Source organism: Patulibacter ginsengiterrae, from assembly GCF_056269115.1.
Window position 1 is genome coordinate 35,372 of the sequence record NZ_JBWDOG010000008.1, and the last position, 23,018, is coordinate 58,389.

General features: G+C 74.9%; 17 protein-coding genes and 1 tRNA gene. 10 read left to right on the plus strand and 8 right to left on the minus strand.

The features are described from left to right. Positions 1 to 73 precede the first annotated feature (73 nt). On the plus strand, positions 74 to 1,963 hold the full coding sequence (locus ACVUH9_RS12565) for a right-handed parallel beta-helix repeat-containing protein (protein ID WP_475757385.1): 1,890 nt from the start codon (positions 74 to 76) through the stop codon (positions 1,961 to 1,963). 95 nt (positions 1,964 to 2,058) lie between these two features. Here ACVUH9_RS12565 and ACVUH9_RS12570 read toward each other — a convergent pair whose 3' ends face one another. After that, the gene (locus ACVUH9_RS12570) at positions 2,059 to 4,035 is read right to left on the minus strand and encodes a Kelch repeat-containing protein (RefSeq protein ID WP_475757388.1); all 1,977 of its coding nucleotides are present in this window, start codon (positions 4,033 to 4,035) and stop codon (positions 2,059 to 2,061) included. A 249-nt stretch (positions 4,036 to 4,284) separates the two neighbouring features. Between ACVUH9_RS12570 and ACVUH9_RS12575 the strand changes: the two genes are divergently transcribed. From ACVUH9_RS12575 to cysC, 7 genes are all read left to right on the plus strand, one after another. Next, on the plus strand, positions 4,285 to 4,638 hold the full coding sequence (locus ACVUH9_RS12575; protein WP_475757390.1) for a hypothetical protein: 354 nt from the start codon (positions 4,285 to 4,287) through the stop codon (positions 4,636 to 4,638). Positions 4,639 to 4,683: 45 nt separating this feature from the next. Next, positions 4,684 to 5,373 carry a winged helix-turn-helix domain-containing protein gene (locus ACVUH9_RS12580; RefSeq protein WP_475757392.1) on the plus strand — a complete coding sequence of 230 codons (690 nt, stop codon included), beginning with the start codon at positions 4,684 to 4,686 and terminating at the stop codon, positions 5,371 to 5,373. After that, positions 5,370 to 6,800 carry an ATP-binding protein gene (locus tag ACVUH9_RS12585; RefSeq protein ID WP_475757394.1) on the plus strand — a complete coding sequence of 477 codons (1,431 nt, stop codon included), beginning with the start codon at positions 5,370 to 5,372 and terminating at the stop codon, positions 6,798 to 6,800. The genes ACVUH9_RS12580 and ACVUH9_RS12585 overlap by 4 nt, the downstream gene beginning before the upstream one ends. After that, positions 6,797 to 7,438 (plus strand): hypothetical protein, encoded by a 642-nt coding sequence (locus ACVUH9_RS12590; protein WP_475757396.1) that lies wholly within the window; start codon positions 6,797 to 6,799, stop codon positions 7,436 to 7,438. The genes ACVUH9_RS12585 and ACVUH9_RS12590 overlap by 4 nt, the downstream gene beginning before the upstream one ends. A 60-nt stretch (positions 7,439 to 7,498) precedes the next feature. After that, positions 7,499 to 7,572, plus strand: a tRNA-Met gene (locus ACVUH9_RS12595). Positions 7,573 to 7,713: 141 nt separating this feature from the next. Further along, complete coding sequence (locus ACVUH9_RS12600; protein ID WP_475757398.1) at positions 7,714 to 9,513, plus strand: branched-chain amino acid ABC transporter substrate-binding protein; 1,800 nt, start codon at positions 7,714 to 7,716, stop codon at positions 9,511 to 9,513. A gap of 46 nt (positions 9,514 to 9,559) precedes the next feature. After that, positions 9,560 to 10,105 (plus strand): adenylyl-sulfate kinase, encoded by a 546-nt coding sequence (cysC, locus tag ACVUH9_RS12605; protein WP_475757400.1) that lies wholly within the window; start codon positions 9,560 to 9,562, stop codon positions 10,103 to 10,105. Between the two features lie 124 nt (positions 10,106 to 10,229). Here the strand turns inward: cysC and ACVUH9_RS12610 are convergent, their stop codons facing one another. The 4 genes from ACVUH9_RS12610 to nhaA form a co-directional block, all read right to left on the minus strand. Then, positions 10,230 to 12,077: an HYR domain-containing protein gene (locus ACVUH9_RS12610; protein WP_475757402.1), complete on the minus strand. Its 1,848-nt coding sequence runs from the start codon at positions 12,075 to 12,077 to the stop codon at positions 10,230 to 10,232. Between the two features lie 179 nt (positions 12,078 to 12,256). Further along, the gene (locus ACVUH9_RS12615) at positions 12,257 to 13,327 is read right to left on the minus strand and encodes a TIGR03032 family protein (protein WP_475757404.1); all 1,071 of its coding nucleotides are present in this window, start codon (positions 13,325 to 13,327) and stop codon (positions 12,257 to 12,259) included. Next, the gene (locus ACVUH9_RS12620; protein ID WP_475757406.1) at positions 13,324 to 14,391 is read right to left on the minus strand and encodes a TIGR03032 family protein; all 1,068 of its coding nucleotides are present in this window, start codon (positions 14,389 to 14,391) and stop codon (positions 13,324 to 13,326) included. The genes ACVUH9_RS12615 and ACVUH9_RS12620 overlap by 4 nt, the downstream gene beginning before the upstream one ends. 83 nt (positions 14,392 to 14,474) lie before the next feature. After that, the gene (gene nhaA, locus ACVUH9_RS12625) at positions 14,475 to 16,430 is read right to left on the minus strand and encodes a Na+/H+ antiporter NhaA (RefSeq protein ID WP_475757408.1); all 1,956 of its coding nucleotides are present in this window, start codon (positions 16,428 to 16,430) and stop codon (positions 14,475 to 14,477) included. Positions 16,431 to 16,503: 73 nt separating this feature from the next. On the opposite strand from nhaA, the gene ACVUH9_RS12630 reads away from it, so the two are divergent. Continuing rightward, the gene (locus ACVUH9_RS12630; protein WP_475757410.1) at positions 16,504 to 17,250 is read left to right on the plus strand and encodes a TrmH family RNA methyltransferase; all 747 of its coding nucleotides are present in this window, start codon (positions 16,504 to 16,506) and stop codon (positions 17,248 to 17,250) included. 62 nt (positions 17,251 to 17,312) lie between these two features. Here ACVUH9_RS12630 and ACVUH9_RS12635 read toward each other — a convergent pair whose 3' ends face one another. After that, complete coding sequence (locus ACVUH9_RS12635) at positions 17,313 to 18,479, minus strand: helix-turn-helix domain-containing protein (RefSeq protein ID WP_475757412.1); 1,167 nt, start codon at positions 18,477 to 18,479, stop codon at positions 17,313 to 17,315. Between the two features lie 135 nt (positions 18,480 to 18,614). On the opposite strand from ACVUH9_RS12635, the gene ACVUH9_RS12640 reads away from it, so the two are divergent. After that, positions 18,615 to 21,446 carry a Calx-beta domain-containing protein gene (locus ACVUH9_RS12640; RefSeq protein ID WP_475757413.1) on the plus strand — a complete coding sequence of 944 codons (2,832 nt, stop codon included), beginning with the start codon at positions 18,615 to 18,617 and terminating at the stop codon, positions 21,444 to 21,446. 43 nt (positions 21,447 to 21,489) lie between these two features. Here ACVUH9_RS12640 and ACVUH9_RS12645 read toward each other — a convergent pair whose 3' ends face one another. Both ACVUH9_RS12645 and ACVUH9_RS12650 read right to left on the minus strand, forming a co-directional pair. Continuing rightward, positions 21,490 to 22,245: a DUF1707 SHOCT-like domain-containing protein gene (locus ACVUH9_RS12645; RefSeq protein WP_475757415.1), complete on the minus strand. Its 756-nt coding sequence runs from the start codon at positions 22,243 to 22,245 to the stop codon at positions 21,490 to 21,492. A gap of 52 nt (positions 22,246 to 22,297) precedes the next feature. Further along, positions 22,298 to 23,014 carry a L,D-transpeptidase gene (locus ACVUH9_RS12650; RefSeq protein WP_475757417.1) on the minus strand — a complete coding sequence of 239 codons (717 nt, stop codon included), beginning with the start codon at positions 23,012 to 23,014 and terminating at the stop codon, positions 22,298 to 22,300. Between the last annotated feature and the right edge of the window lie 4 nt (positions 23,015 to 23,018).

The following is a 23,018-nucleotide window of genomic DNA, read 5'->3' on the forward strand; positions in this document are numbered from 1 at the left end:
CGCCCGCCCCGCTCCAGCAACGGCCGAACCCCGTATCGATGATCGCGATCGGGAGCGAGGAGCGCGTCGCGCGGTGTCCCGCTACCTGCCGATGGTGGCGGTCACGGCGGCCGGGCTGGTCGCGCTCCCGACGGTGGCGTCGGCAGCGGACCACTACGTCGACGGGGCGGACGGGGTCGACAACACGACCTGCGCGCTGGTGCCCTGCAAGACCGTCGCCTACGCGGTCGGTCAGGCGCCCCCCGGGGACCGGATCCTGGTCGGACCGGGCGTGTACCACGAGAACGTCGTGCTGACCTCCGGCAAGACGCTGATGGCGGCCGGCGCGCGGCCGACGATCGACGGTGGGCTGGGCAACGCGGTCACCGTCAAGGGCTCGGGGGTGGTCGTCGAGGGGCTGCGCCTGTGGGGCACCAGCGGGCTCTCCGTGTTGGGCCTCGCCGCGGAGGCGGAGATCCGCGGCAACGTGTTCGACGATGCGAGCGCCAGCCCGAACAGCAAGCTGCGGATCACGGACGGGTCCGCGAAGGTCAGCGACAACATCTTCCAGGCGTCGTCGGATCCGGTGGGATTCGACACCGGCATCGGCTCGAAGACGGGCAAGGCGGTCGACGTCCACGACAACGACTTCGACGGCTTCCCGGCATCGATCAGGCTGGAGACCGAGGACTCCGGGGTTCCGGCGGTGGTGCGGGCGAACACGATCAGCGGTGCTCACGGCACCCCGGCCAAGGCCGGCTGGGGGATCGCCGTCCGGGGCAGTGCGACGATCGCCGACAACGTGATCGGCGGCGCGCCGGGCGCCGCCGATCCGGCCGACGGCATCGGGCTCTCGGACGGCCTCGCTCCGGCGACGGTGGTGACGCGCCACAACCGGATCTTCGGCATGTCCCGTGCCGGGATCGACGTCGGGTTCCAGATCGGGGGGACGACCGTCCGGGTGAACGGGGACGTCGTCACCGGCAACCAGATCGGCCTCCGTCTGATCCGCGGCAACCCGGTCGTCACGGGCGCGACGGTCTACGGCAACACGTTCCGCGAGATCTACGTCGGGAGCGGGGACACGGTGCTGACGCTCCGCTCCAGCCTGCTCGGGGCGCAGGGGATCCAGGGGCAGGGGGCGCCCTGCGCGATCAGCCACTCGCGTGGTCCGACGACGACCGGCGACTCCTGCGAGACGTTCCAGACGAGCGCGCCGCCGCGGTTCGTCGGGCCGTACGACTACGAGCTCGCGAGCGACTCGCCGCTGATCGACGCGGGCGATCCGGAGGCTCCGGCGGCCGGTGAGCTGGACGCCGTCGGTAGCCCGCGGGCGGTTCGCGGACGCCTGGCGGACCCGTGCTCCGGCCCGCGGCGCGACATCGGTGCCTACGAGTTCGTGCCGGCGCCCGCGCTGGTGCCGGACTGCCCGAAGCCGGCCGGACCTCCCGTCGGGTCGGGGGGTCCGCCCGCACCGGCCCCGCCGAGCGCCCCGAAGCCCAAGGGCGCGATCAGCGTGATCGACGACTCCGGCGCACCGATCACCGTCGCGGTCGACGGGGCGGCCAAGGGGACGCTGGGCGCAGGTGCGGTCGGCCCCGCCCGCGCGTTGGCGGCCGGCCCGCATACGGTCCGGATCGCTCGCAAGCGGACCAAGGGCAAGCCGCTGACCCGGCGGATCGTGGTCCAGCCGGGCCAGCTCGGCGTCGTGACGGTGACCACCAGCCGTGGCCGACTCGTCGCCCGCGTGACCATGATCGCGGCGGGCGCCCGGCGGATCGTGTCGCTGGTGCCCGGCACGCAGCGGCTGCGGATCGGGACGGCGCGCGCCCGCTCGCTGGCCCGCGGGCGGTTCCTGGCGCTGCCCGCGAAGGCGAGCAGCGCACGGGTTGCCGGGCGCCGGCTGGCCCTTCCGAAGGCCGGACAGCTGATCGTCCTCGTCCGCAAGCACGGACGCGTGGCGACGATCGTTCGCGGCAGCTGACCCGACGGCGAGCCGTCGAGCCCGCGCCGGGCCGCGGTCCCCGGTGGTCGCGAACCGACCACCGGGGGACACGCGAGCCGACGCGGTGCGGGTCGCTAGGGGGCCGTGAGCCGCAGCGGCAGCGTCGCCGTCACGCGGCGGCCGTGGCGATCGCGGCCGATCAGCGTCAGCCGGTAGCGACCGTCGCCGATCGTGCCGGTGCCGACGAGCACCGCTTCGCGCTTCCCGGCGGGGACGGTCCCCTGGGCGGCGGTCGCGCCGCGCGCGGTGGCCAAGCGGACACGGGTGGCCCCGCGCGAGCGCTTGCTCGCCGTGAGCACGCAGCGGGTGGTGACCTTCGTCTTGCCGCGGACCTTGCGGGACTTCGAGCTGCAGCTGATCCGCGTCGCCCCGAGCGAGGCGGCGGCGCCGGCCGGGCCAGCGGGACCGGTCTCCCCACGGACGCCGGGGGCGCCCGTCTCGCCCTTGCCGCCCTGCGGCCCGGCGCTGCCCTGAGCGCCGGCGACGCCCTGCGGTCCGGTGCTCCCGGACGGCCCGACCAGGCCCTGCGTGCCGGGAAGGCCCGGGAGCCCCTGCGGCCCGTTGGTGCCCGGGGTCCCGGGGGCGCCGGTCTCCCCGGTATCGCCCTTCGGGCCGGTCGGCGCGACCGTCGCGACCGCGCTCAGGGCGACCGCCTGGCTCCCGGAGACCTCGTTGTCGGCGATCGTCAGCGTCGCCTGCTGCGGGCCGACCGCGGTCGGCGTCAGCCGGATCCCGATCCGGCAGCTGCGGCCGGGCGCGACCGCACGGCCACTGCAGCGATCGTCCTCGATCGCGTAGGCGGCGGCCTGCGGGCCCCCGAGCTGCGCGCCGGTGACCCACAGCGATTCGCGACCGGTGTTCTCGATCGTCGCCGAGACCAGCGGGCTGCGGGCACCGACCGGCTGGTCGCCGAAGTCGGCCCCGGCGGCGTCGGCGGTCGTCGGCGGGGTGTAGAGCATCGTCGTGTCGAGTCGCGTGGAGCAGTCGCAGCCGCCCGCGAGCAGGACCTTGCCGTTGCCGAGCAGGGTCGCCGAGTGGCTCAGCAGGGTGTTGCCGACCAGCCCGGCGTTGGAGAAGCGGCCGCTCGTCGGGTCGTACAGCTCGGCCTCGTCCTCCCAACCGGTCAGGAGGACCGAGCCGCCCGTCAGCCGGACCGTCCGCACGTCGGCGCGGGGAAGCGCGAGGCTGCCGGTCGGGCTCCAGGTGCCGTCGGCCGGGTCGTAGAGCTCGGCGGAGGCGGTGTTCGGGTTGTACACGCCGCCGGCGACGAGGATCCGGCCGTCCGGCAGCGGGGCGAGCGGGGCGGCGGCGCGGGCGGTGCCCATCGCGGCGACCGCGGTCCAGCTGTTCGTGGCGGGGTCGTACTCGTCGGCGGCGTTGGTCTCGGTGAAGCCGGTCCGGTATCCGCCGGAGACCAGGACCTTGCCGTTGCTCAGCAGCGTGGCGCCGGCCAGCATCCGCTTCGCGCTCATGTCGTTGGCGGTCCGCGTCCAGCTGTTGGCGACCGGGTCGTAGACCTCGGCCGTCGCGCTTCGCGCCTGTCCGGGCGACGAGCCGCCGGAGACGAGCAGCTTCCCGTTGCTCAGCAACGTCGCGGTGTGGCCGCGGCGGGCCTGGGTCATGTCCGCCGCCGGCGTCCACTGATCCTCGGTCGGGTCGTAGAGCACGACCGACGCCAGTGGATCGCCGTCCGCGCTGTCGCCGCCGACGACCAGCAGCTTGCCGTTGCGGAGCAGCGTCGCGGTGTGGACGGCGCGCGGCGCGGGCAGGCTGGCGGCGGGCGCCCAGGCGTTGGTGGTCGGGTCGTAGCGCTCGGTGCTGGCCAGCGTGCCCTGATCGGCGCCACTGCCGCCGACCACGAGCAGGTCGCCGTCGGGCAGCAGGGTCGCGCTGTGGACCGAACGCGCGGAGGTCATCGGGGCCGCCGGGACGAACCCGGTCGCGGCCTCGGCGACCCCGGCGGGCAGCAGGGCGAGCAGCAGCGGGATCGCCACCAGGGGCAGCAGGCGCCGCCGGGGGCGGGGGCGGTTCGGTGATCGACTGGCCAACATCTGTCGTCCTCTCGTGGGGCGACACCGGGCGTTCGTACCGCGGGCCCGGCGTCTCGGGCTGGAGTCTGGTCGAGGAGCGGGGCAGGATCGCGGTCGTCGGGGAAAGACTGTGGGCGGGGCGGCGAACGGGTGCGGTTGGGTCGGCGGCCGGGGGCTTGTTACACGACTGTCACGACCCTGTTGCGGAGCGGTCGAACGGCGGGGCTAGCGTCGTCGCCTCTGCACCGATCGACCGAAGGAGACCCGCAGATGGTCAGTCCGAAGAAGAAGCTCGTCGTCGGGGGCATCGTCGCCCTTATCGCCGCCGTCCCGACCGTGGCGTTCGCCACCACGAGCCCGGAGTCGTCCGGCCAGCCCGTGGTGGTGGCGCCGACGGCGTCCAGCCCCACGGTGCCCGCGGCGGCGGTGGGCCCGGCGTCGTCCAGCGACAGCCCCAAGCTGACGGGCGACAGCCCCAAGCTGACGGACGCCCCGTCCAGCGCTCCGGTGCCGGCGGCGGAGACGCGCCCGGCGCAGTCGAGCCCCCGGGTGCTGGAGGCAGGTCGGCCGAGCGCATCGGCGGCAAGCACCGGCAACGCGGCGGAGCCCTCGGTCACGCCGTGAGGACCACGCGCCGGATCGCCGTCGGCCGGCGGCGATAATCGAGGCATGGCCCATGTGCTCCTGATCGAGGACGACGACGCGATCCGCGAGGGGTTGCGCATGGGCCTGCGTCGCCTGGGCCATGAGGTCAGCGAGGCCGCGACCGGCGCGGCCGGACTTGTCCTGCAGCGGGAGACCGAGCCGGAGATCGTCGTCCTCGACCTGATGCTGCCGGACCTCGACGGCTTCGATGTCTGCGGCCGGATCCGTGCCGCCAGTGCTGTCCCGGTCGTGATGCTGACCGCGCGCGACGGCGATCTCGACATCGTCACCGGCCTCGACGCCGGGGCAGACGACTACATCGTCAAGCCGGTCCACCCCCAGGTGTTGGAGGCACGGATCCGGGCGGTCCTGCGGCGGGGGACCGCGACCGACGAGGCGGGCGGAGCGGAGGACCCGATCGTCCTCGGGGAGCTGGTCATCGACCGCCGGACGCTGACCGTCGAGCGGAGTGGCGCCCCGGTCGCCCTGACCCCGACGGAGCTGCGGCTGCTGCTGGAGCTGTCGCAGACGGTTGGGCAGGTGCTCAGCCGGCAGCAGCTGCTGGAGGCCGTCTGGGGACATGACTACCTCGGCGACTCGCGGCTCGTGGACGCCTGCGTGCGGCGGCTGCGGGCCAAGGTCGAAGACGATCCGGCCGCTCCGCGGTACGTCCAGACGGTGCGCGGCTTCGGCTATCGCTTCGGGCCTCTGTGACCGGTGGTCGGTCGGGTGCGCTGCGCAGCCTGCGGGTCCGGCTCGTCGTGGTCTTCGCGATCGTGGCCGTCGGCAGCGCGCTGGCGACGGCGGTCGTCGCCTACCGGTCGGCGAGCGACTTCATGCTCTCGCGGACCCAGGACGCGGTCGTCCGCGACGTCCGCGAGCGGGTTCGCGTCTACTCCCCCTCGCTGGCCTACCCGCCGTCGCGGGCGGCGCTGGAGCGGTTCGCACAGGACGTGACCCCGGCTGTCCGGGCGGCCTCGGTGACCGTCGTCCACGGTGAGGAGGAGGTCGTGCGGCGCGTCTCGAGGGCGTCCGAGCCGGTACCGGCGGACGTGCGGCGGGCGGTCTCTGCGGGCGGCGGCTCGGTCGTCGTGCGGCGGGTCGCCGGCGCGGACGGGGTCCCGTTCCTGGTCGTCGGGATGCCGGTCCGCTTCGCGGAGGGCGCCGGCAGGCCCTCGGGGGTGCAGGTCTTCGCGGTCGTCTCGTTGCAGCCCGAAGCGGACGACGCTCGGGCCTTGGCTCGCTCGCTCGCCGGGGGGATCGCGATCGTCGCCGTGCTGGCGGCGGTGCTCGCGCTGATCGCGGCGCGGGGTGTGCTCGGCCCGATCCGGCGGCTGGGCGCGGCGGTCCGCCGGATCGCCGACGGTCGACTCGACGCGCGACTGGAGGTCACCGGCGGCGACGAGTTGGCCGAGCTGTCACGGACGTTCAACACGATGGCCGCGGCGCTGGAGGCGAACGTCGGCGAGCTCCAACGTCTCGAGGCGTCGGCGCGTCGGTTCGTCGCCGATGTGTCGCACGAGCTGCGGACCCCGATGAGCGCGATGCTGGCGGCGGTCGACTCGCTCGACGGCGACGACAGCGCGGCGGCGGCCCGGCTGCTCGGCGCCGAGACCACGCGGCTGGCGGCGCTCGTCAACGACCTGATCGAGATCTCTCGCTTCGACGCGGGGGCGGCGGTGCTGCGGAGGGAGCGCGTCGACGTCGGCAGCGCGATCGAACGGACGCTGCGGGCCCGGGGCTGGCAGGAGGTGGTCGAGCTGGACCTTCCGGACGAGCTTCACGTGCTGCTCGACCCCCGCCGGCTCGACGTGGTCGTGGCGAACCTGGTCGGCAACGCGCTCCAGCATGGGCGACCGCCCGTTCGGGTGCGGTTGCGGGACGCGGGCACGGAGATCGTGGTGACCGTCAGCGACGCCGGGGACGGGATCCCCTCGGCGGAACTGGACCGGGTCTTCGAGCGGTTCACCCGGGGCGATCCGTCGCGTGGCCGGGCGAGCGGCGGCAGCGGACTTGGGTTGGCGATCGCGACCGAGAACGCGCGCCTGCACGGTGGCACGGTCGAGGTTCGATCGCCGGCCGGGGGCGGGGCGATCTTCCGCGTGCTGCTGCCGCGGGGCGGATCGGAGGGCGAGGCATGAGGTCCGTTGCCCCGGTGGCGCTGATGGTGGTCGTGGTCCTGGTCGTCGGTGTCCTGGTGGTCCTGGGGGCGGGACCGGGGGTCGCACCGACCGAGGTCATGGCCATCGGCGAGGCACCGCGGGGGATCGCCCGGCGTAGCGGGCAGGGCATCTACCTCGTGTCCGCGGGGCGGGTCCGGCTGGTGGTGCGCCCGGGGCGGGACGTCAGCGCTGCGCGGGCCGTTCGGACGCTGCTGGCCGGGCCGACGGCGGCCGAACGGGCGCACCGTCTGACGACCCGGCTGCCGGAGCTGGGGACCGGGCGGGTCGGCGTCGACCGGGCCAGCTCGGGGGTGGCACGCGTTCGACTGCCGGGCCGCCCGGGGCGGCTCTCGTCGCTCGCGGTCCGCCAGATCGCCTGCACGGTCGGGCGTGCCACGTTGGCCGCCGGTCTGCCGGTCGGACCCCGGGTCGAGTCGACGCCTTCGGTCGCCGCCGTGCGCTTCCAGGGCGGGGACGAGGCGAGCGTCCTGATCTTCGACGCGCGGGGCCGACGCCTCGGCGCCGGGAGCTGTCCCGAGTTGGCGAAGGCCGCCACCACGACCCCTGCGCTCCGCGTGTCGCCATCGCCGTCGACGGCGCCATCGCGATCGCCATAAAGATCACCGAAGGCGCGCCGCACGGCCCCGGAAAAGCGCTATACTCCCATGTCCAAACGCCGCGGGGTGGAGCAGTCAGGTAGCTCGTCGGGCTCATAATCCGAAGGTCGCAGGTTCGAATCCTGTCCCCGCTACCTCGCAAGCAGCAGCACGAAGGCCCTCCTCACGGAGGGTCTTCTTGCGTTCCGGGCCGGGCGAACAGCGTCGACGGACGAACGTCGGACGCCGACGATAGGTGTCGGGCGGAAGCGGCGGCGACCTGTAAGCCTGCGCTGATGCGAGTAGCTCGTGGCGTGACGTTGGTGGCCACCGCGATCGGGGTCTCCGCCACGATCGGCGCCGGTGTCGCGGGGGCTGCGACGCCCGCGAAGGGGTCGCCAGCGGCCAGCCCGGCGAAGGGCGTCGCCCGCGTCTACGTCAGCCTGCCGCGGCAGGGGAAGGGCGCTCCGTCGGCGGCGCTGATCGCCCGCGGGCTGCGGTCGGCGCTGGCGGACCACGGCGCGACCGCCGGGGGCCGCCGGATCCGCCTGGTGTGGATGGACGACGCCCGGGGGCCACGCTGGACGCCGAAGCGGGTCGTCGCGAACGCGCGCCGCGCCGCCGCGGACCCGTCCGCGATCGCCTACGTCGGCGAGGGCAACTCGGAGGCGACGGCGCTCGCGATGCCGATCGCCAACCGCGCGGGGCTGGTGCACCTCTCGCCGGTCAGCACGGCCGTCGACCTGACCGCGGCGTCGACCGCGGCGCGCTACCAGCCGACCGGCGTCCAGACGTTCTTCCGGCCGTTCCCGAGCGACGCGCGCCAGGCGACCGCGCTCGTCTCCTACGTCCGGCGCTCCGGCGCCCGGCGCGTGGTGATCGTCGACGACGGCAGCCTCTACGGCAACGGGCTCACCGCGGCCTTCGCCGACCGCGCCGCGCACCGCGGCGTCGAGGTCCTCGGCCGCCACGTGGCCGATCCCGACGGCCGCGGGACCGCGGCGCTGGTCCGGCGCGTGGTCTCCCGGCGTCCGCAGGCGGTCGTCTACGGCGGGGCCCCGTCGAGCGACGCGGCGAAGGTCCTGCGCGCGCTGCACGCGGCGTCGCCGGAGCTGCTGCTGTTCGGGGGCGATGCGCTCGCCCACGACGGGTTCGCGCAGGGGCTCGGCGCCGCCCAGACGATGGTCCGGCTGACCTCGCCGGCGGCGCACGTCGACCCGCGCCAGCGCCGCGGACGCGGGCTCGGCCCGCGGCCGGACGTGTTCTCGGTCTTCGCGCACAACGGGATGACCGCCCTGCTCGACGCGGTCGACCGCGCGGGCAGGACCGGGGCGGTCACGCGCGAGAGCGTGCGGACGGCGGTCTTCGACGGGGCGATCCAGCGGGGCCTCTCCGGCAACTGGAAGATCGTCGCCAACGGCGACAGCCTCTATGGCGTCTACGACGCCCTGCGGCTGGTTCGCGGCCGCGTGTTGACGCCGGTCGAGCAGGCGACGAACGCCCAGGTCCGTCGCGCGCGAGCCCGGCGAGCCACGCCGCGCACGGTGACCGGTGCCGCTCCTGAGGCCTTCGGCGCCGGCGGAGCCGGGGGCGCCCTGATCGGCTCGATGGACCTCGAGACCGCCCTGTTGCTGGTCCAGCAGGAGCGGACGAAGCTGCTCGACCAGCAGGTCGCGCAGCAGATCCAGCAAGTCCAGCAGCGGAACGAGCAGATCGCTCGGCTGAATCAGGTCCTGGCTGAGCTCGCCGCGCTCGAGGCCCGCTTCCCGGCGGCCGCGAACGCCGCGAGCCGGCTCGAGACGGTCTGGTCCGCCGCGGAGCTGGCCGCGGTGCGGACGCGGCTCGACGCCGTCGTGCTGGCCGCCGGGATCGAGCTTGGCCTGGACGGGGAGACGGGGGCCTGGAGCCGGGCGCAGATCGCGGCCGGGATCACGAAGCTGAAGGGCCAGATCGACGCGTTCGGCTACAGCCAGCAGCTCGACATGCTCCGCCTCCAGTCGCTCACGAACAAGCGCAACGAGGCGTTCGACGTGATGGCGAGCTTCATCAAGAGGATGCAGGAGAGCCGCGGCAGCATCGTCGGCAACCTCCGTTGAGGGGAGCGGTCGGCAACGGCCCGGGGCAACCTGGGATCCTGGCCGCGTGAACGCCGCAGTGATCTGGATCACCGGGGTCCCGGCAGCGGGCAAGACGACCCTCGCCGACTGGCTCTGCACCGGGCTCCGGGAGGACGGCGCGTCGGTGGTGGTGCTCGACGGTGACGAGCTGCGGTCGGGGGTCAACCGTGACCTCGGCTTCTCGGCCGCCGATCGGGCCGAGGCCGCCCGGCGGGCGGCGGCGGTCGCCGCGCTGATCGCCGTGCAGGGCACGACCGCGGTGGTCAGCATGGTCTCGCCTGTCCGGGCGGACCGAGCCGCGGCCCGGGAGACCGTCCGGGCTGCCGCCGTGCCGTGGTTGGAGGTGCACGTCGACACGCCGCTGGCGACCTGCCGTGCGCGGGACCCCAAGGGGCTCTACGCACGGGCCGCGGCGGGCGAGTTGCGGGGCCTGACCGGCTGGGACGAGCCGTATGAGGCTCCGGAGGCCGGAGAGGCGCTGCGGGTCGACGGGACCGCGTCGGCCCCGGGGGACCTGGTGCTCGAAGCGCTGCGGTCGTTGCTGGACGACGTCGCCGGTCCGGTCGCCTGACGCGAGTCCGCCTGTGGCCGGCGGTGGCAGGGCGCCACCGTCTCCGGCGTGGCGTCCGCCGCCGGGCGGACGCCGTCCCGTCCCGACGTCCCGTCCCGACGGCCGGGACGCCGGAATACGTGCGCTAGCCGGAGCTCCGGGTCGAGGCGGAGGGCCGCATGCAGGTGTGGTAGACGCGAACGTCGCGCAGCACCCGCCCGTCGGCCAGCTGCAGCTCGATCCGGACCCGCAGCGTGCCGGTCGGGCGTCCGCGCAGATCGACCTGCGCGACGTGCTGGCCCTTGCGGATGCGGACCTTCAGGGCCTTGCCGCGGAGCGTCGCCTTCGCGCGGACGATCCGCGTGCGCGGTGACAGCTTGATCCGAACCGACGGCCGGATCGTGAACGAGCGCCGGCTGAGGCAGCGGTTCGGCTTCGGTGACAGCTTGGCGATCGTCTCGCCGGCGGTCACGACGACCGGGAAGCTGGTCCGCGACTGCTTGCCGCGTGCGTCGGTCGCGACGCAGACGACGGTGGTGGTGCCGACCGGGAACGCGGACCCGGAGGGCGGGGTGCAGACGACCGGGATCGGGGCCCCGGTGACGTCGGCGGCGGTCGGCACGACGTAGTTGACCCGGGCGGTGGTGGCACCGGCCGCGGCGACCGCGATCGGCGGAGCGGTCAGCAGGGGCGCGAAGGCCGGCGGGCTGGTGACGGCGACGACGACGTCGAAGCGGCCGGTCGCCGTGCGGCCGCCGGCGCTGGTCGCGGTGCAGGTGACGGTGGTCGTGCCGATCGGGAAGCGGCTGCCGCTGGCGGGCAGGCACGAGGTCGCGACCGGACCGCGGCCGGGGGACTCGGCCGTCGCCGTGAACGCGCCGATCGCGCCGTCGGGGCCGGTCGCCTCGAGCGTCTGGTCGCCGGGCAACGTGAGGACCGGCTCGGCGACGTCGAAGTTGGCGAGCTGGCGCAGCTCGGCATCGGTCATGCAGTCGGTCAGCGGGCGCGCCGCGAGCTCGACCGAGCGCGAGCGGGCGAGCGCCTTGTTCGCCTCGACCACGCCGAAGTTGGCGATGATCTTGGTCTCGCCCGGGGCGAGGGTCAACTCGTAGCTCCAGTACGGGTTGTCGTCGCCGTCGACGAAGTGGAGCTCGCGCAGCGGTGCGTCCGTGAGGGAGCTCCCGCGCAGGACGTGGCCGAGCCGCGGGTCGCTGCTGGTCGTTCCGGAGAAGTTCTGGAAGCTGGTGATCCAGTGGTCATCGGTCCCACCGGCCGTGTCACCGCTCGCGCTGCCGGTGACCCGGGTGTTGCTGTCCGAGCCGAGGTTGTTGGCCACGTAGAGCGTGACCGTCAGTGGCGACGAGCCGGTGTTCTCGATGACGTTCAGCGTCCGCTCGATCGGCGCGTCGGTCGGCACGTAGACGCGGCGCGAGAGCTGGAGGTCGCCGATCGTCTGGACCGGCAGCCGGACCTCGCGACCGTCGCAGGTCGCGGGCAGCGGGGCCCCGTTCTTGTTGTAGAAGGTGAAGTTCGGGTCGCCGGTCTGGGGCGGCCCGGACGGTGCGCCAGGGCCGACGTGGACGGCGAGGGCGCCGTAGCCGTCGAAGGCGTCGTTGAGGGTCGACGCCGTGACCCCGCCGCTGGCGGTGCTGACGTCGTTGCGCGGGGCGGTCATGCTCGCCTCGGACTGGGCGCCGCTCGCGCTGCTGGTGGTGCTGAAGGTGATGCCGGTGTTGACGAAGAACTGGACGCCGCCGCCGATCAGCGGGCTGTCGCCGGTCCCCCGGAGCATGCTGCGGCCGGCGCCGAACCCGTCGCCGCGGGGGCTGACCTTCTTGCCCGCGCGCTTGCGAACCGGACCCGGCTCGGACGTGGTCGGGGCAGCCCGGAAGCCGTCGCCACGGACCTGGGAGCTGGGAACGAGCTTGCCGGCCGGGGCGTCGGCGAGCGCCGGCGCGGTCGCGACGAGCGGCAGGGCGACGGCGGCGGTCACCGCAGCGGCGGCGCGCCGGCGGTTGGTTGGGCTGGGGGCAGGGGATCCTGCCGAGGCGCGCGATGGGCGCTGCACGGGGCTCCGTTCGTGGATGTGATCGGCACGGGGGAGCCCGTGCGAACCAGGGACCCTATGCGCCGCTCGCGGGCGCGCCTAGGAAATCGTTGCGGAGTGGACGATCAGACGATCGAGAGCTGCTCGGTCAGCCCGCCCGGCGCCGCGCCGAGGCCCGGCAGGACCGTGTCGGCCAGGACGTCGAGCGCGATCACCTCGCCCGACGCCCCCAGCAGCTGGAGCTCCTCGACGATCGTGCCGCGGACGAGGTCGACCACCACGACCCCGTGGCGGAGCCCGGCGCGCTCGCCGATCGGGGTACCCGCGTAGAACGACTCCCCCGGCAGCTGCGAGCAGCCGAGCACCGCGTGGTCGCCGACGAGCGCGAGACCGCGGGCGAGGCCGGGGACCTGGGCCACGACCTCGCGGGAGCCGTCGGACGGGTCGATCGCGAGCAGCTCGCCGGTGCCGCCGGCCGCGACCAGCAGCCGGTCGCGCCAGATTCGCGGGGAGTGGGGCAGCGAGAGGCCGGCGGCCACGATCTCGCCCGAGCGGGCGTCGACGACGACGCCGGCGTCGTGCGGGGCGCTGCGCCAGCCGTCGGGGACGTCGGTCGTCGCCGCGCTGGTCACGTACGCCAGCTCGCCGTCCTCGAGCGCCAAGCCGGTCAGGTGGCAGCGGTCGCCGCCGCCGAGCGCGGACACGAACGGCGGACGCCAGACCGCCGTGAAGCTGAGCCGCGGCGACAGCGTGCCGACGCAGTTGCAGACGGCGCTGGTGAACAACGGCCGGCCGCCGCTGCCGATCGCGACGTCGTAGCTGCCGAGGAACCCGGTCGTGTGGGCCGACTGCGGCAGGAACAGGCGGTCGTGGCCGTCGCCGCCGTCGCCGTCGGGCTGGTCGGCGAGCGCGTCGTCGAGTCGCCACAGCTGCCAGTTGGACGCCAGCTGGAGGGTCCGGCCGGCGGCGGCGATCCCGGCGACGGCGTCGAAGCGGTGCTCGGAGAACCGGACCGCGCCGTCGGGGCCGCGGCCCACGAACATCAGCCGGTTGCCGGTCGTGAGCGCGAGCGCGACGTGCTGCTCGGCGAGCCAGGCGCCGAACCCGTCGCTGGCCACGAGGTTGATCGCGGAGACCTCGTAGAGGCCGTGCGGGCGCGCGCCGTGGGTCAGCACGCTGTCGGTTCCGGTGCTCACAGGACTCCCGGCATCGCGTCGAAGCGGATCGTCTCGGCGATGTCGTTGCCGAGCAGGCCGATCGCCTGCGGACGCCGCACCCCGGGGAGCGCGATCACCTCGAACAGCTCGCGGACGGGGCCGTCGATCGTCATCCAGGCGACGGTCTCGCCGCTGCGGATGTCGATCACGAAGAGGCCGAGGCACGCCTCCTCATCGGCCGCCTCGAGCCGGTCGTCGAGCTCGAGCCCCGAGTAGAGGTCGCCGTAGCGGGGCCGCGAGGTGCCGACGACCGCGTAGTCGCCGACGAAACAGAGCCCGCGCACGAAGCCGGGGGCAAAGGCGACCGGCTCGAAGGCGCCGCTGTCGAGGTCGATCGTGCCCAGCTCGCCGGTCCCGGCGTTGGCGATCCAGAGCCGGTCGCGGTACCAGCGCGGCGAGTGCGGCATCGAGAGCCCGGTCGCGATGATCTCGTTGCTCGGGACGTCGAGCACGACCCCGCCGCTGCGGCGGTGCGCGCGCCAGCCGTCGACCTCGGCCGACGGGCCGACCGCCGTCACGTAGCGGGCACGGCCGTCGCGGATCGCCAGTCCGTTGAGGTGGCAGCGGTCGTTGGGGAACGGGCCCGGCAGGAAGTGCGGCCACCAGACCGGCGAGAAGCTGGCGTCGTCACGGGGCTCGGCGAGGCAACCGAAGCGGGTGTTGACGAGCAGGACCCGTCCGTCCTCCTCGACCCCGAGGTCGTGCGTGTTCAGGTACCCGGTCGCCGAGCAGTGGCGGGGGACGAACCGGCGGTCGTAGCCGTCGGCGGTCCGCTCGCCGGGCGCGAGGTCGTCCTCGAGCCGCCAGAGGTGGTACCGGGTCGCGACGTAGAGCGTGCGGGTGTCGACGTGGGCGAGGCCCATGCACTTGTTGAAGGTGCGCTCGAAGACGGAGACCTGGCCCTCGTCGTCGAGGCCGACCATGAAGAGCTTGGCGGGCGGGGTCGCGAAGACGAGGCTCGTGCCCTGCTCGGCCAGCCAGGCCTCGAAGCCGTCCGAGATCGTGATGTCGACGGCGTCGTCGAGGGCGTCGGTGGCGGGCATGGCGTGGCCCGGCAGCCTGCCAGATCGGGCCCGACCGGGGTGGCGCGGCGCTCGGTCGGCGGCCACCCGGCGGACCGTGGCCGTCAGCGGGCGTCGGGGTGACCGTCGCCGTCGCTCGGCGTGCTGGCTCCCGTGGCCGCGACGTCGCCGCGACGTCGGATCGCGACCTGCCGCCGGGCCCGTTCGACGGCGGCGGCCAATGACTCGACGTCGTAGACCCCGTGGTGGCGGCGGCCGTTGACGAAGAACGAGGGGGTGCCCGAGACGCCGCTGGCGTCGGCGCTGGCGACGTCCTCGCCGACCCGGGCGGTGAAGTGGCGGTGGCGCAGCCGCTGCTCGAAGCGCTCGACGTCGAGGCCGAGCGCCTCCGCGTAGCTGAGCAGGTCGCGCGGGGTCAGCTCGTCCTGGTGGGCGAACAGCAGGTCGTGCATCTCCCAGAACCGGCCCTGCTCGGCGGCCGCCTCCGCGGCCTCGGCGGCCAGCTGCGCGCGGGGGTGGACGTCGCTCAGCGGCAGGTGCCGGAAGACGTAGCGGAGGCCGTCGCCGCGGCAGCGGTCGAGCAGCTCGCGGATCGTCGGCTCGGCCTGGCCGCAGTAGGGGCACTCGAAGTCGGCGTACTCGACCAGGGTGACGGTCGAGTCGGGGTTGCCGCGGACGTGGTCGCGGGTGGGATCGACGTCGGCGGAGAGGTCGATCAGCTGCTCGGCGACCCGCCCGAGCTGGCGCGAGCGGAGGTCCTGCGGGAGCATCCGGGTGATCCGGAAGACCGTCCAGGCGACGAGCGGCGAGATCAGCGCGGCGGCGAGGATCCCGAGCTTGGCCTCGTCCAGCAGCGGGCCGCTGAAGGCGAGGCTCGCGATCAGCAGCGAGACCGTGAAGCCCATCCCGGCCGCGGCCCCCGCCCCGGCCAGGACCGGCCAGGTGATCGCCGGGCGCGAGCCGCCGAGCATCCGCCGCGTGCCCAGCCACGACGCCAGCAGGATCCCGACCGGCTTGCCGACCACGAAGGCGAGGAGGATCCCGATCGTGACCGGCGAGCTGGCGGCCTCGCGCAGGACTGTTCCGTCGATCGGGATTCCCGCGTTGGCGAGCGCGAACAGCGGCACGATCACGTAGGTCGTCCACGGGTGGAGCAGGAACTGCAGCCGCTCGTTCGGTGAGATCGCCGCCGCGAGGCTGCGCTGCGCGGTGTAGGCCAGCTCCGGCGTCGGCTGCTCCCGGAACGAGCGGGCCAGCTCGGTCGCCCGTTCGAGGTCGCCGCGCGCGGGCGGGTAGGCGCTGGTGACGAGCCCGATCGCGAGGCCGGCGATCACCGGGTCGACGCCGGACTCGAACATCGCCAGCCAGATGCCGACGCCGACCACGATCGCGGCCGGCGTCCGCCAGCGGGTCACGTAGCGCAGCGAGATCAGGACCACGAACAGGACCAGCGCGATCAGGAGCGCCACCACCGAGACCCCGGACGAGTAGGCCAGCGCGATCACCAGCAGCGCGACGAGGTCGTCGACCACGACCAGCGTCAGCAGGAAGACCCGGACCCGGACGGCGCCGCTGGGGGTCACGATCGCCAGCGCTCCGAGCGCGAGCGCGGTGTCGGTCGACATCGCCGCGCCCCACCCGGCGGCACCGGCGCCGCCGGCGTTGAACGCGAGGTAGATCGCCACCGCCAGCGACATCCCGCCGAGCGCGGCGAGGACCGGGATCGCCAGCCGCGTCCGCTCGCGCAGCTCGCCCTGGTCGAGCTCGCGCTTGGCCTCGAGCCCGACGACGAGGAAGAAGATCGCCATCAGGCCCTGGTTGACCCAGCCGCGGGCGTCGTTGGAGAGCACGTGGTCGCCGACGCTGATCGCGATCTCGGTCCGCCAGAACGCCTCGTAGGAGCTCGGCCACGGCGAGTTCGCCCAGACCAGCGCGAGCACCGCCGCGGCGACCAGCACGACCGCGCCGCCGGTCTCGGCCCGGAGGAACGCCCGGACCGGCGACGCGAGGTTGCGGGCCCAGGCGGTGCGGTCGGCGTCGGAGCCGTTGCGGCGGGCCATCGCGCTCCAGTATCGCGCCGTCGGGGGAGCGGGTCGAACCGTTCGCACGCGCGATCGGCGACGATGGGGGCCGATGACCGACGACCTCGTCCAACGCTTCCGTCGCGCGCGCCGGGATCCGACCGTCGCGATCCTGGAGGGCTTCCACGCGCTCAAGCACGGGCTGCGGTTCGGGGCCGAGCTGCTCGACGTCGTCGCCACCGACCTCGACGAGCTGGACGCACTGGTGCGGTCGCTGGCGCTCGACCTCGACGGGGCGATCCGCCCACTGGCGACCGAGATCGAGTCGGACGTGCTGGCGGACCTCGGTCCGCGGGCTCCGCGGACCGGTGTGATGGCGCTGGCGCGGCGCCCTGCCGTCGACGTCGCGGCGGTCCTGGACGATCCGGCGCCGGCGCCGATCGTCCTGCTCGAGGACCCCCGCAACCTCGGCAACCTCGGGGCCTGCGTGCGGGTCGCCGCGGCGGCCGGGGCGGCGGCGGTGCTGAGCACGGGGGAGACCGATCCGTGGCATCCGGACGCCGTCCGGGGCGCGGCGGGACTCCAGTTCGCGCTGCCGGTCGCGCGGGTGGAAGAGCCCGCGCTGGAGCGGCTGGCCGCGGGCGGCCGGGCGCTGATCGCGGTCGATCCGGAGGGCGAGGAGCTGGGTGACGAGCGGTTGCCCGAGCGGGCGGTGCTGGCCTTCGGGACCGAGCGCCACGGGCTCTCGGACGAGCTGCTGGCCCGCGCCGAGCGACGGGTCCGGATCCCGATGCGGGCGGGCGTCTCCAGCCTCAACCTCGCGACCTCGGTGGCGGCGCTGCTCTACTCGTCGCGCTGAGCGGGTTGGGCGGCCAGCCGCGGGCGCACGGGGACGGCCGGGTCCGAGTCGCCCGGCCGCGTTCAGCCCGCGAGCCGGGCCCGCAGCCGGAGGGCCGTCTCCAGCTCGGCGCGCCGTCGGGTCACGGCCGTTCCGATCGTCTCCTCGACCGTCCGCAGGCGGTTGACGACCGTCTGCTCGTGGACGCCGAGCGTGCGCGCGGTCGCGGCGGCGTTGTGGCCGGCGGCGAAGTACGCCTCGAGCGTGCCCCGCAGCGCGGTCGACCGACGATCGCTGCCGTTGAGGCCGGCCAGCTCGGCGTCGACGAAGCGCCGGGCCGCGGCCTCGTCGGCCCCGGCAAGGGCCTCGAGCGCGATCGACGCGTAGGTCGTGACCGGCTCGCTCCGGCGGCGGGCGGCGCGGTGGGCGAGGCGGGCGTCCTCGTGCGCGCGGCGGAAGCCCTCGATCCCGGGATGCGAGCCGCTGACGGCAGCGCGCACCCCCGCGGGCGGGCTCCAGCGTGCGAGGCCGGCGGCCCGCGGCGGGTCGAGCGGTCGGTCGCCGCTCAGCCACGCCCACCACGTCTCCTCGACCTGCGGGAGCAGCAGCAGGCGACGGTCGAGCTGCTGGGCGAGTCCGGTGATCGCGTCGCCGGCGGCGGAGCCCCAGGCGATCACCGCGACGTGATGGCCGCTGAGCTCGTGATCGAGCTGGTCGGAGCTGACGGTCGCCCCTCCCAGCAGGGCGTTGACGAACTGGACCCGGCGCTGGGCGCTGCCCCGGAGCGCGCGGTCGCGCTCCTGGGTGTGGGCGGCGCCGATCAGGTCCGAGAGCCGGCCGGCGTAGGCCGAGAAGAAGGCCGATCCGGCCCGGACCAGGGCCAACCGCTCGCGGGCCGGGAGGCCGAGCATCTCGACCTCCTCGATCCAGGCGTCCAGCAGCATCGCGGCTCCGAGCCGGTAGGTGGCCAGCAGCGGGGCGAGTGGGGCCCCGACGGTTGCCGCGAGGTTGGCCAGGTCGAGGTCCCAGACCGGGCAGATCGTCGGCAGCGGGGCCGCCGTGCGAAGCGTCTCGAGCTGGTCGCGGAGGCTGCCGTAGGCGATCGCCCGCTGACGGTCCTCGAGGTCGGGGCGCTCGATCGTCCACTCGGGCAGCTCGAGCGCGACCGCGACGAGCTGGCGGCTCGTGAACTCGTCGAGCCGGCGGGCGAGGGCCCGCGCCGTCCCCGCACCGTGCGCCAGCGCATGCACGGTTTGCGCGGCTTCCGAGCGGATCGGGCCGGGTTGAGGCGGGTACTGATTCACGGAATCCCCGAACGAGCGTACGGGAGAGCCACGCGATCCGCGATCGGAATCGAACGTCTGTCCTGACAGCCTGTCGGGAGCATGCCCTCTCCCTGCCCGCGGACGTCCCGCCGCCGAACCGCCCGGACCCTGCGCCTGTTGGTCGCCGCCTGCCTCGCCCTCGGCTTCGCGCTACCGACGTCGGCGCTGGCGCTCGGCCCACCGACGATCGTCGAGGGGCCGGACGACGCCTCGACCACGGCGTCGACCTCGGTGCGCTTCGCGGTCCGCGGCGAGCAGGGGACGAGCCTCTGGTGCCGGATCGACCTGGAGGACGCGGCCCCCTGCGGTCCGACGGCCTGGTCCTCGGGGCTGAGCCTCGGCCGCCACCGCTTCGAGGTCTTCCAGCGGAGCGCCGACGACGTCGATTCGGATCCGGCCGTCCGCGAGTGGACGGTCGTCGCGGCGACCGACCCCGGTCGTCCCGGACCGCCCTACGGGAGCGGTGTCCGCCTCGACGGCGATCTGGCCTGCGACGGCGGCCTCTTCGACATCATCGTCACGAAGCGCGACCGCTACGTCCGCTGCCTGACCGCCGCCGAGCTGCCCTGGCGGCGAATCACCCCGGCCGTGACCGTCGGCGCGACCGCGGCGACGATCACGATCACCCGGCCCGACGGTGCGTCCCCGGCGCTGGTCGGCTTCGCGACCGCGCCCGACACGGCGATCGCGGGCCGCGACTACGGGGAGACCCACGGCGACCTCTACTTCACCGTCGGGCAGACCACGCGCACGATCAGCGTCCCGATCGTGCGCGACCCGGCGGTCGCCGACGGCCGCCGGTTCCGGGTCGTGCTCTCCGACGGCGCGGGCCTCGGCCTGCAGCTCACGGACGCGACGGTCACGATCCCGAGCAACCTGCCCGCGGCCAGCACGGCGCCGACGCAGACGGGCCGGGCGCGGGTCGGCGAGACGCTGACCGGCGGCGACGGCAGCTGGACCGGCGCCCCGGACGCGTTCAGGCGCGGGTGGCAGCGCTGCGACGCCGACGGCGACGGCTGCGCGACGATCGACGGCGCGGCCGACGCGAGCTACGTCCCGACCGCCGCCGACGTCGGCCACCGGCTCCGCTTCGCGGTCACCGCGACCAACGCTGCCGGGCCGACCACGGCCGCCTCGACCCCGACCGCGGTCGTCCGCGCCACGCTGGCCGCCCCGGCGATCACCGTCACCCCGCCGAGCGTGACCGCCACGCGTACGGCGGACTTCGGCTTCACCGGCGAGTCGGGCGCGAGCTTCGAGTGCCGGATCGACGACCAGGTCTTCGCGACCTGCACCAGCCCGACGAGGTTCAGCGGGCTGCGCTCGATCGGCCACCACTTCGACGTCCGCCAGCGCGGCGACGACGGTCTGCTCTCGCCGGTCGCCAGCTACGACTGGACCGTCCTGCCGGGCCCCGATCCGGTGTACCCGGACGGGCCGCCCTACTCCGACGGCGCGCCGCCGGACGGGAACCGGCTCTGCATGGGCGGACCGTTCGACCCGGTCCCGCACGACGGCGACAGCTACATCCGCTGCTGGGACGACGGCGGGAGCAACGGCGACTGGCGGGTCTTCACCAGCGCGGTCGACGTCGCGGCGAGCAGCGCGACGATCACGGTCCGCCGCCAGTCCGGCGCCGGCCCGGCGCTCGTCGGCTTCGCGACCGTCGCGGGCACGGCGACCGAGGGCCGCGACTTCACCGCGACCAGCGGCGAGCTGTACTTCGCCGCCGGGCGGACGGAGCGGACGATCGCCGTCCCGCTGCGGCGTGACCCGACGGCGACCGCCGACCGCCGGTTCACGGTCGCGCTGAGCGACCCCGTCGCGATCGGGTTGCGACTGCCCGGCGCCGCCGTCGACCTGCCGGGCAACCCGCCGGTGGTCGTCACGCCGCCGACCGTCGGCGGCGTCGCCCGCTCGGGTGGGGAGCTGACGGCCGCTGCTGGCACGTGGGGCCTCGACCCGGGCGCGCTCGCGTCCTCGTGGCTGCGCTGCGACGAGCACGGCGACGGCTGCGCGACGATCGGCGAGGCGACCGGCTCCCGCTACACCGCGACCGCGGCCGACGTCGGCCACCGCCTCCGGTTCGTCGAGACCGCGAGCAACGACGCGGGCTCGACGGCCGGTCGCTCGGCGGCGACCGCGGTCGTCCGGACGGCGCTGGGGGCGCCGGCGATCACGGCGGCCCCGGACGCTGCGACCGAGGAGGCCGCGGCCCGGTTCGTCTTCACCGGCGAGGCCGGAGCGCGCTTCGCCTGCCGGCTCGACGACGGCGCCTTCGCGGACTGCACGTCGCCGAAGGAGCTGACGGGGCTGCGCGTCGGCGAGCACCGCTTCGAGGTCCGCCAGCAGGCCGACGACGGGATCGTCTCGTCGGTGGCGGGGTGGACGTGGACGGTCGCGCCGGCACCGGAGCCGCCCGGACCGGGGACCGATCCGGAGGGCAGCGACCCGCCGACGCCGACGACCCCGATGCCTCCGCCAGCCCCCGGTCCGCCGGAGCGGGCGCCGGCGCCGGCCCCGCTGCTGCCCGCCCCACCGAGCGGGCCGAAGGCACCGGTCCGGATGGCGACGATCCGGATGGAGCTGCGCTTCTGCGCCGGTTGCGCGCGACTGAGCGTGCGCGATCAGGCCCGGCTGCGGCGGGTGCGGGGGCGGGTCGACGGCGCGCGGCTGCTGGCGATCGACGGCTACGGCGACCGGCGGCGCTCGCCGCCCGCGGACCGGCGGCTGGCGCGCGCCCGGACCCGTGCGGTCGAGCGGCTGCTGCTCGCGGGGGTGCGGGAGCGTCCGGCCCGGCTCGCGGTGGTCGCGCACGACCGACCGTCGCCGACCACCGAGCGGAAGACCAGCGACCGGCGGGTCACGGTCAGGATCGTGGTCCGCCGGTAGCGGTCCGGGTCCGTCGTCTCGGCGGACGCGAACCCGTGCCGGCTCAGTGACCGTGCCGGTCGTGGCCGTCGTCGTGGTGGGGGTCGAGCGGGCGGTCGAAATGGCGGTCGAGGTGGCGCTGCTCGCGTTCCTGCCGCCGGTCGCGGCGTTGCGCCCGTCGCTCCTCGCGGGTCAGCTTGCGCCCGCGCTGGACGTCTGTCCCGCCCATGATCGAGATCAGCCGCAGGTGCAGGACGGGGCCGCCCGGATCGGGCTCGGCCTCGCCGAGCTTGACGCTGTTGCCGCCCATCAGGGCCAGGTCCGAGACCCGCACGTTCATGTGGTCGGGGACGCGGATCTCCGCCCCGCCCATCACCGACCAGACGGTCAGCCGGACCTCGTCGTCGGCCAGCTCGACGTCGTGCAGGTCCAGCTCGCTGCCGCCCATCAGGTTGATCAGCTGGCAGCGCCGGTCGATCCGCCAGCGGCCGGAGCGCTCGAGGCCGCTCATGATCGCCAACAGCCAGCGGCTCCCGCCCTCGCCGCGCCGGACGGGGACCCGATCGCTGCGGGCGGCCGCTGCGGTCAGATGGTCGCGGTGTCCGTCGGGGACGACCACGTCGGTGACGAGCCCCTCGAGGTCGTGGCGGGTGACCGCGGCGTAGGCCGCGTGCAGCCGCTCGTCGAGCTCGTCGAAGGTCAGCCGGCCTTCGCCGGCGGCGGCGCGGAGCAGGTCCGCGGTCCGCTCGCGGTCGGCGTCGGAGGCACGCAGCACCGGGGCCGTTGGGCCGGGCGGGGGATCCGGATCGCCGTCACTCATCGGGCGTCCAGGTTACCCGCCCGATCGACGACCCGCGAGGGCTGCGGTGCGCTCAGCGCACCTCGACCGGGGTGCCCTCGACCGCACGGACCTCGAGCCACGCGAGCGCGTCGTTGTCGATCCGGACGCAACCGTGCGAGCGGGCGCTGCCGAGCGGATCGCCGAGCAGCGAGCCGGAGCGACCGTGGATCGCGATCCGTCCCGGACCGCCGCCGTAGTTGTCGAGCACGTCGGAGTGGGACGTCAGGTGGAGTGCCCACGGCCCGAGGTTGCCCGAGCGCTGGCGGATCCGCTCGCTGATCGCGAACAGGCCGCGCGGGGTGGGGGTGGCCGGGGCGCCGATCACGGCGCGGTAGCGCCGGGCCAGCCTCCCGGCCCGGCGGACCTCGAGCGTCCGCGAGCGGAGCGAGATGACGATCCGCCAGGCGGTCGTGCTCAGCCGGGTGTGGTTGGCGTCGATCCAGCCGGAACGGTCGTTCGGCCGGGTCGGCAGACGGACCTCGAGCCAGCGACGGCCGTCGACGACGGTCGAGCGCAGCACGAGCAGCCGGACCGGACCGCCGCCCCAGGGCGCCTCGGTTCGGAGGCGCCCGGTGGAGGTCCCGTCACCCGGCGCGTCGCGAACGACGGTCGGGAAGATCACCTGGGCCAGCGAGGCCCGCCGCGCCGTCGGGCGCAGCGGATCGCTGGCCGCCTGCGCGGTCGCGCCCGAGGGCGCGACCACGCAGGTCGTCAGCACGGCGAGGCAGACACGAGTACGGGTCTGCACGCCG

Excerpts from the sequence above, each read along its gene's own strand:
- ACVUH9_RS12570 (WP_475757388.1), bottom strand. The coding sequence starts at position 4,035 with ATGTTGGCCAGTCGATCACCGAACCGCCCCCGCCCCCGGCGGCGCCTG.
- ACVUH9_RS12575 (WP_475757390.1), top strand. The coding sequence starts at position 4,285 with ATGGTCAGTCCGAAGAAGAAGCTCGTCGTCGGGGGCATCGTCGCCCTT.
- ACVUH9_RS12580 (WP_475757392.1), top strand. The coding sequence starts at position 4,684 with ATGGCCCATGTGCTCCTGATCGAGGACGACGACGCGATCCGCGAGGGG.
- ACVUH9_RS12590 (WP_475757396.1), top strand. The coding sequence starts at position 6,797 with ATGAGGTCCGTTGCCCCGGTGGCGCTGATGGTGGTCGTGGTCCTGGTC.
- ACVUH9_RS12600 (WP_475757398.1), top strand. The coding sequence starts at position 7,714 with ATGCGAGTAGCTCGTGGCGTGACGTTGGTGGCCACCGCGATCGGGGTC.
- ACVUH9_RS12620 (WP_475757406.1), bottom strand. The coding sequence starts at position 14,391 with ATGCCCGCCACCGACGCCCTCGACGACGCCGTCGACATCACGATCTCG.
- nhaA (WP_475757408.1), bottom strand. The coding sequence starts at position 16,430 with ATGGCCCGCCGCAACGGCTCCGACGCCGACCGCACCGCCTGGGCCCGC.
- ACVUH9_RS12630 (WP_475757410.1), top strand. The coding sequence starts at position 16,504 with ATGACCGACGACCTCGTCCAACGCTTCCGTCGCGCGCGCCGGGATCCG.
- ACVUH9_RS12640 (WP_475757413.1), top strand. The coding sequence starts at position 18,615 with ATGCCCTCTCCCTGCCCGCGGACGTCCCGCCGCCGAACCGCCCGGACC.
- ACVUH9_RS12645 (WP_475757415.1), bottom strand. The coding sequence starts at position 22,245 with ATGAGTGACGGCGATCCGGATCCCCCGCCCGGCCCAACGGCCCCGGTG.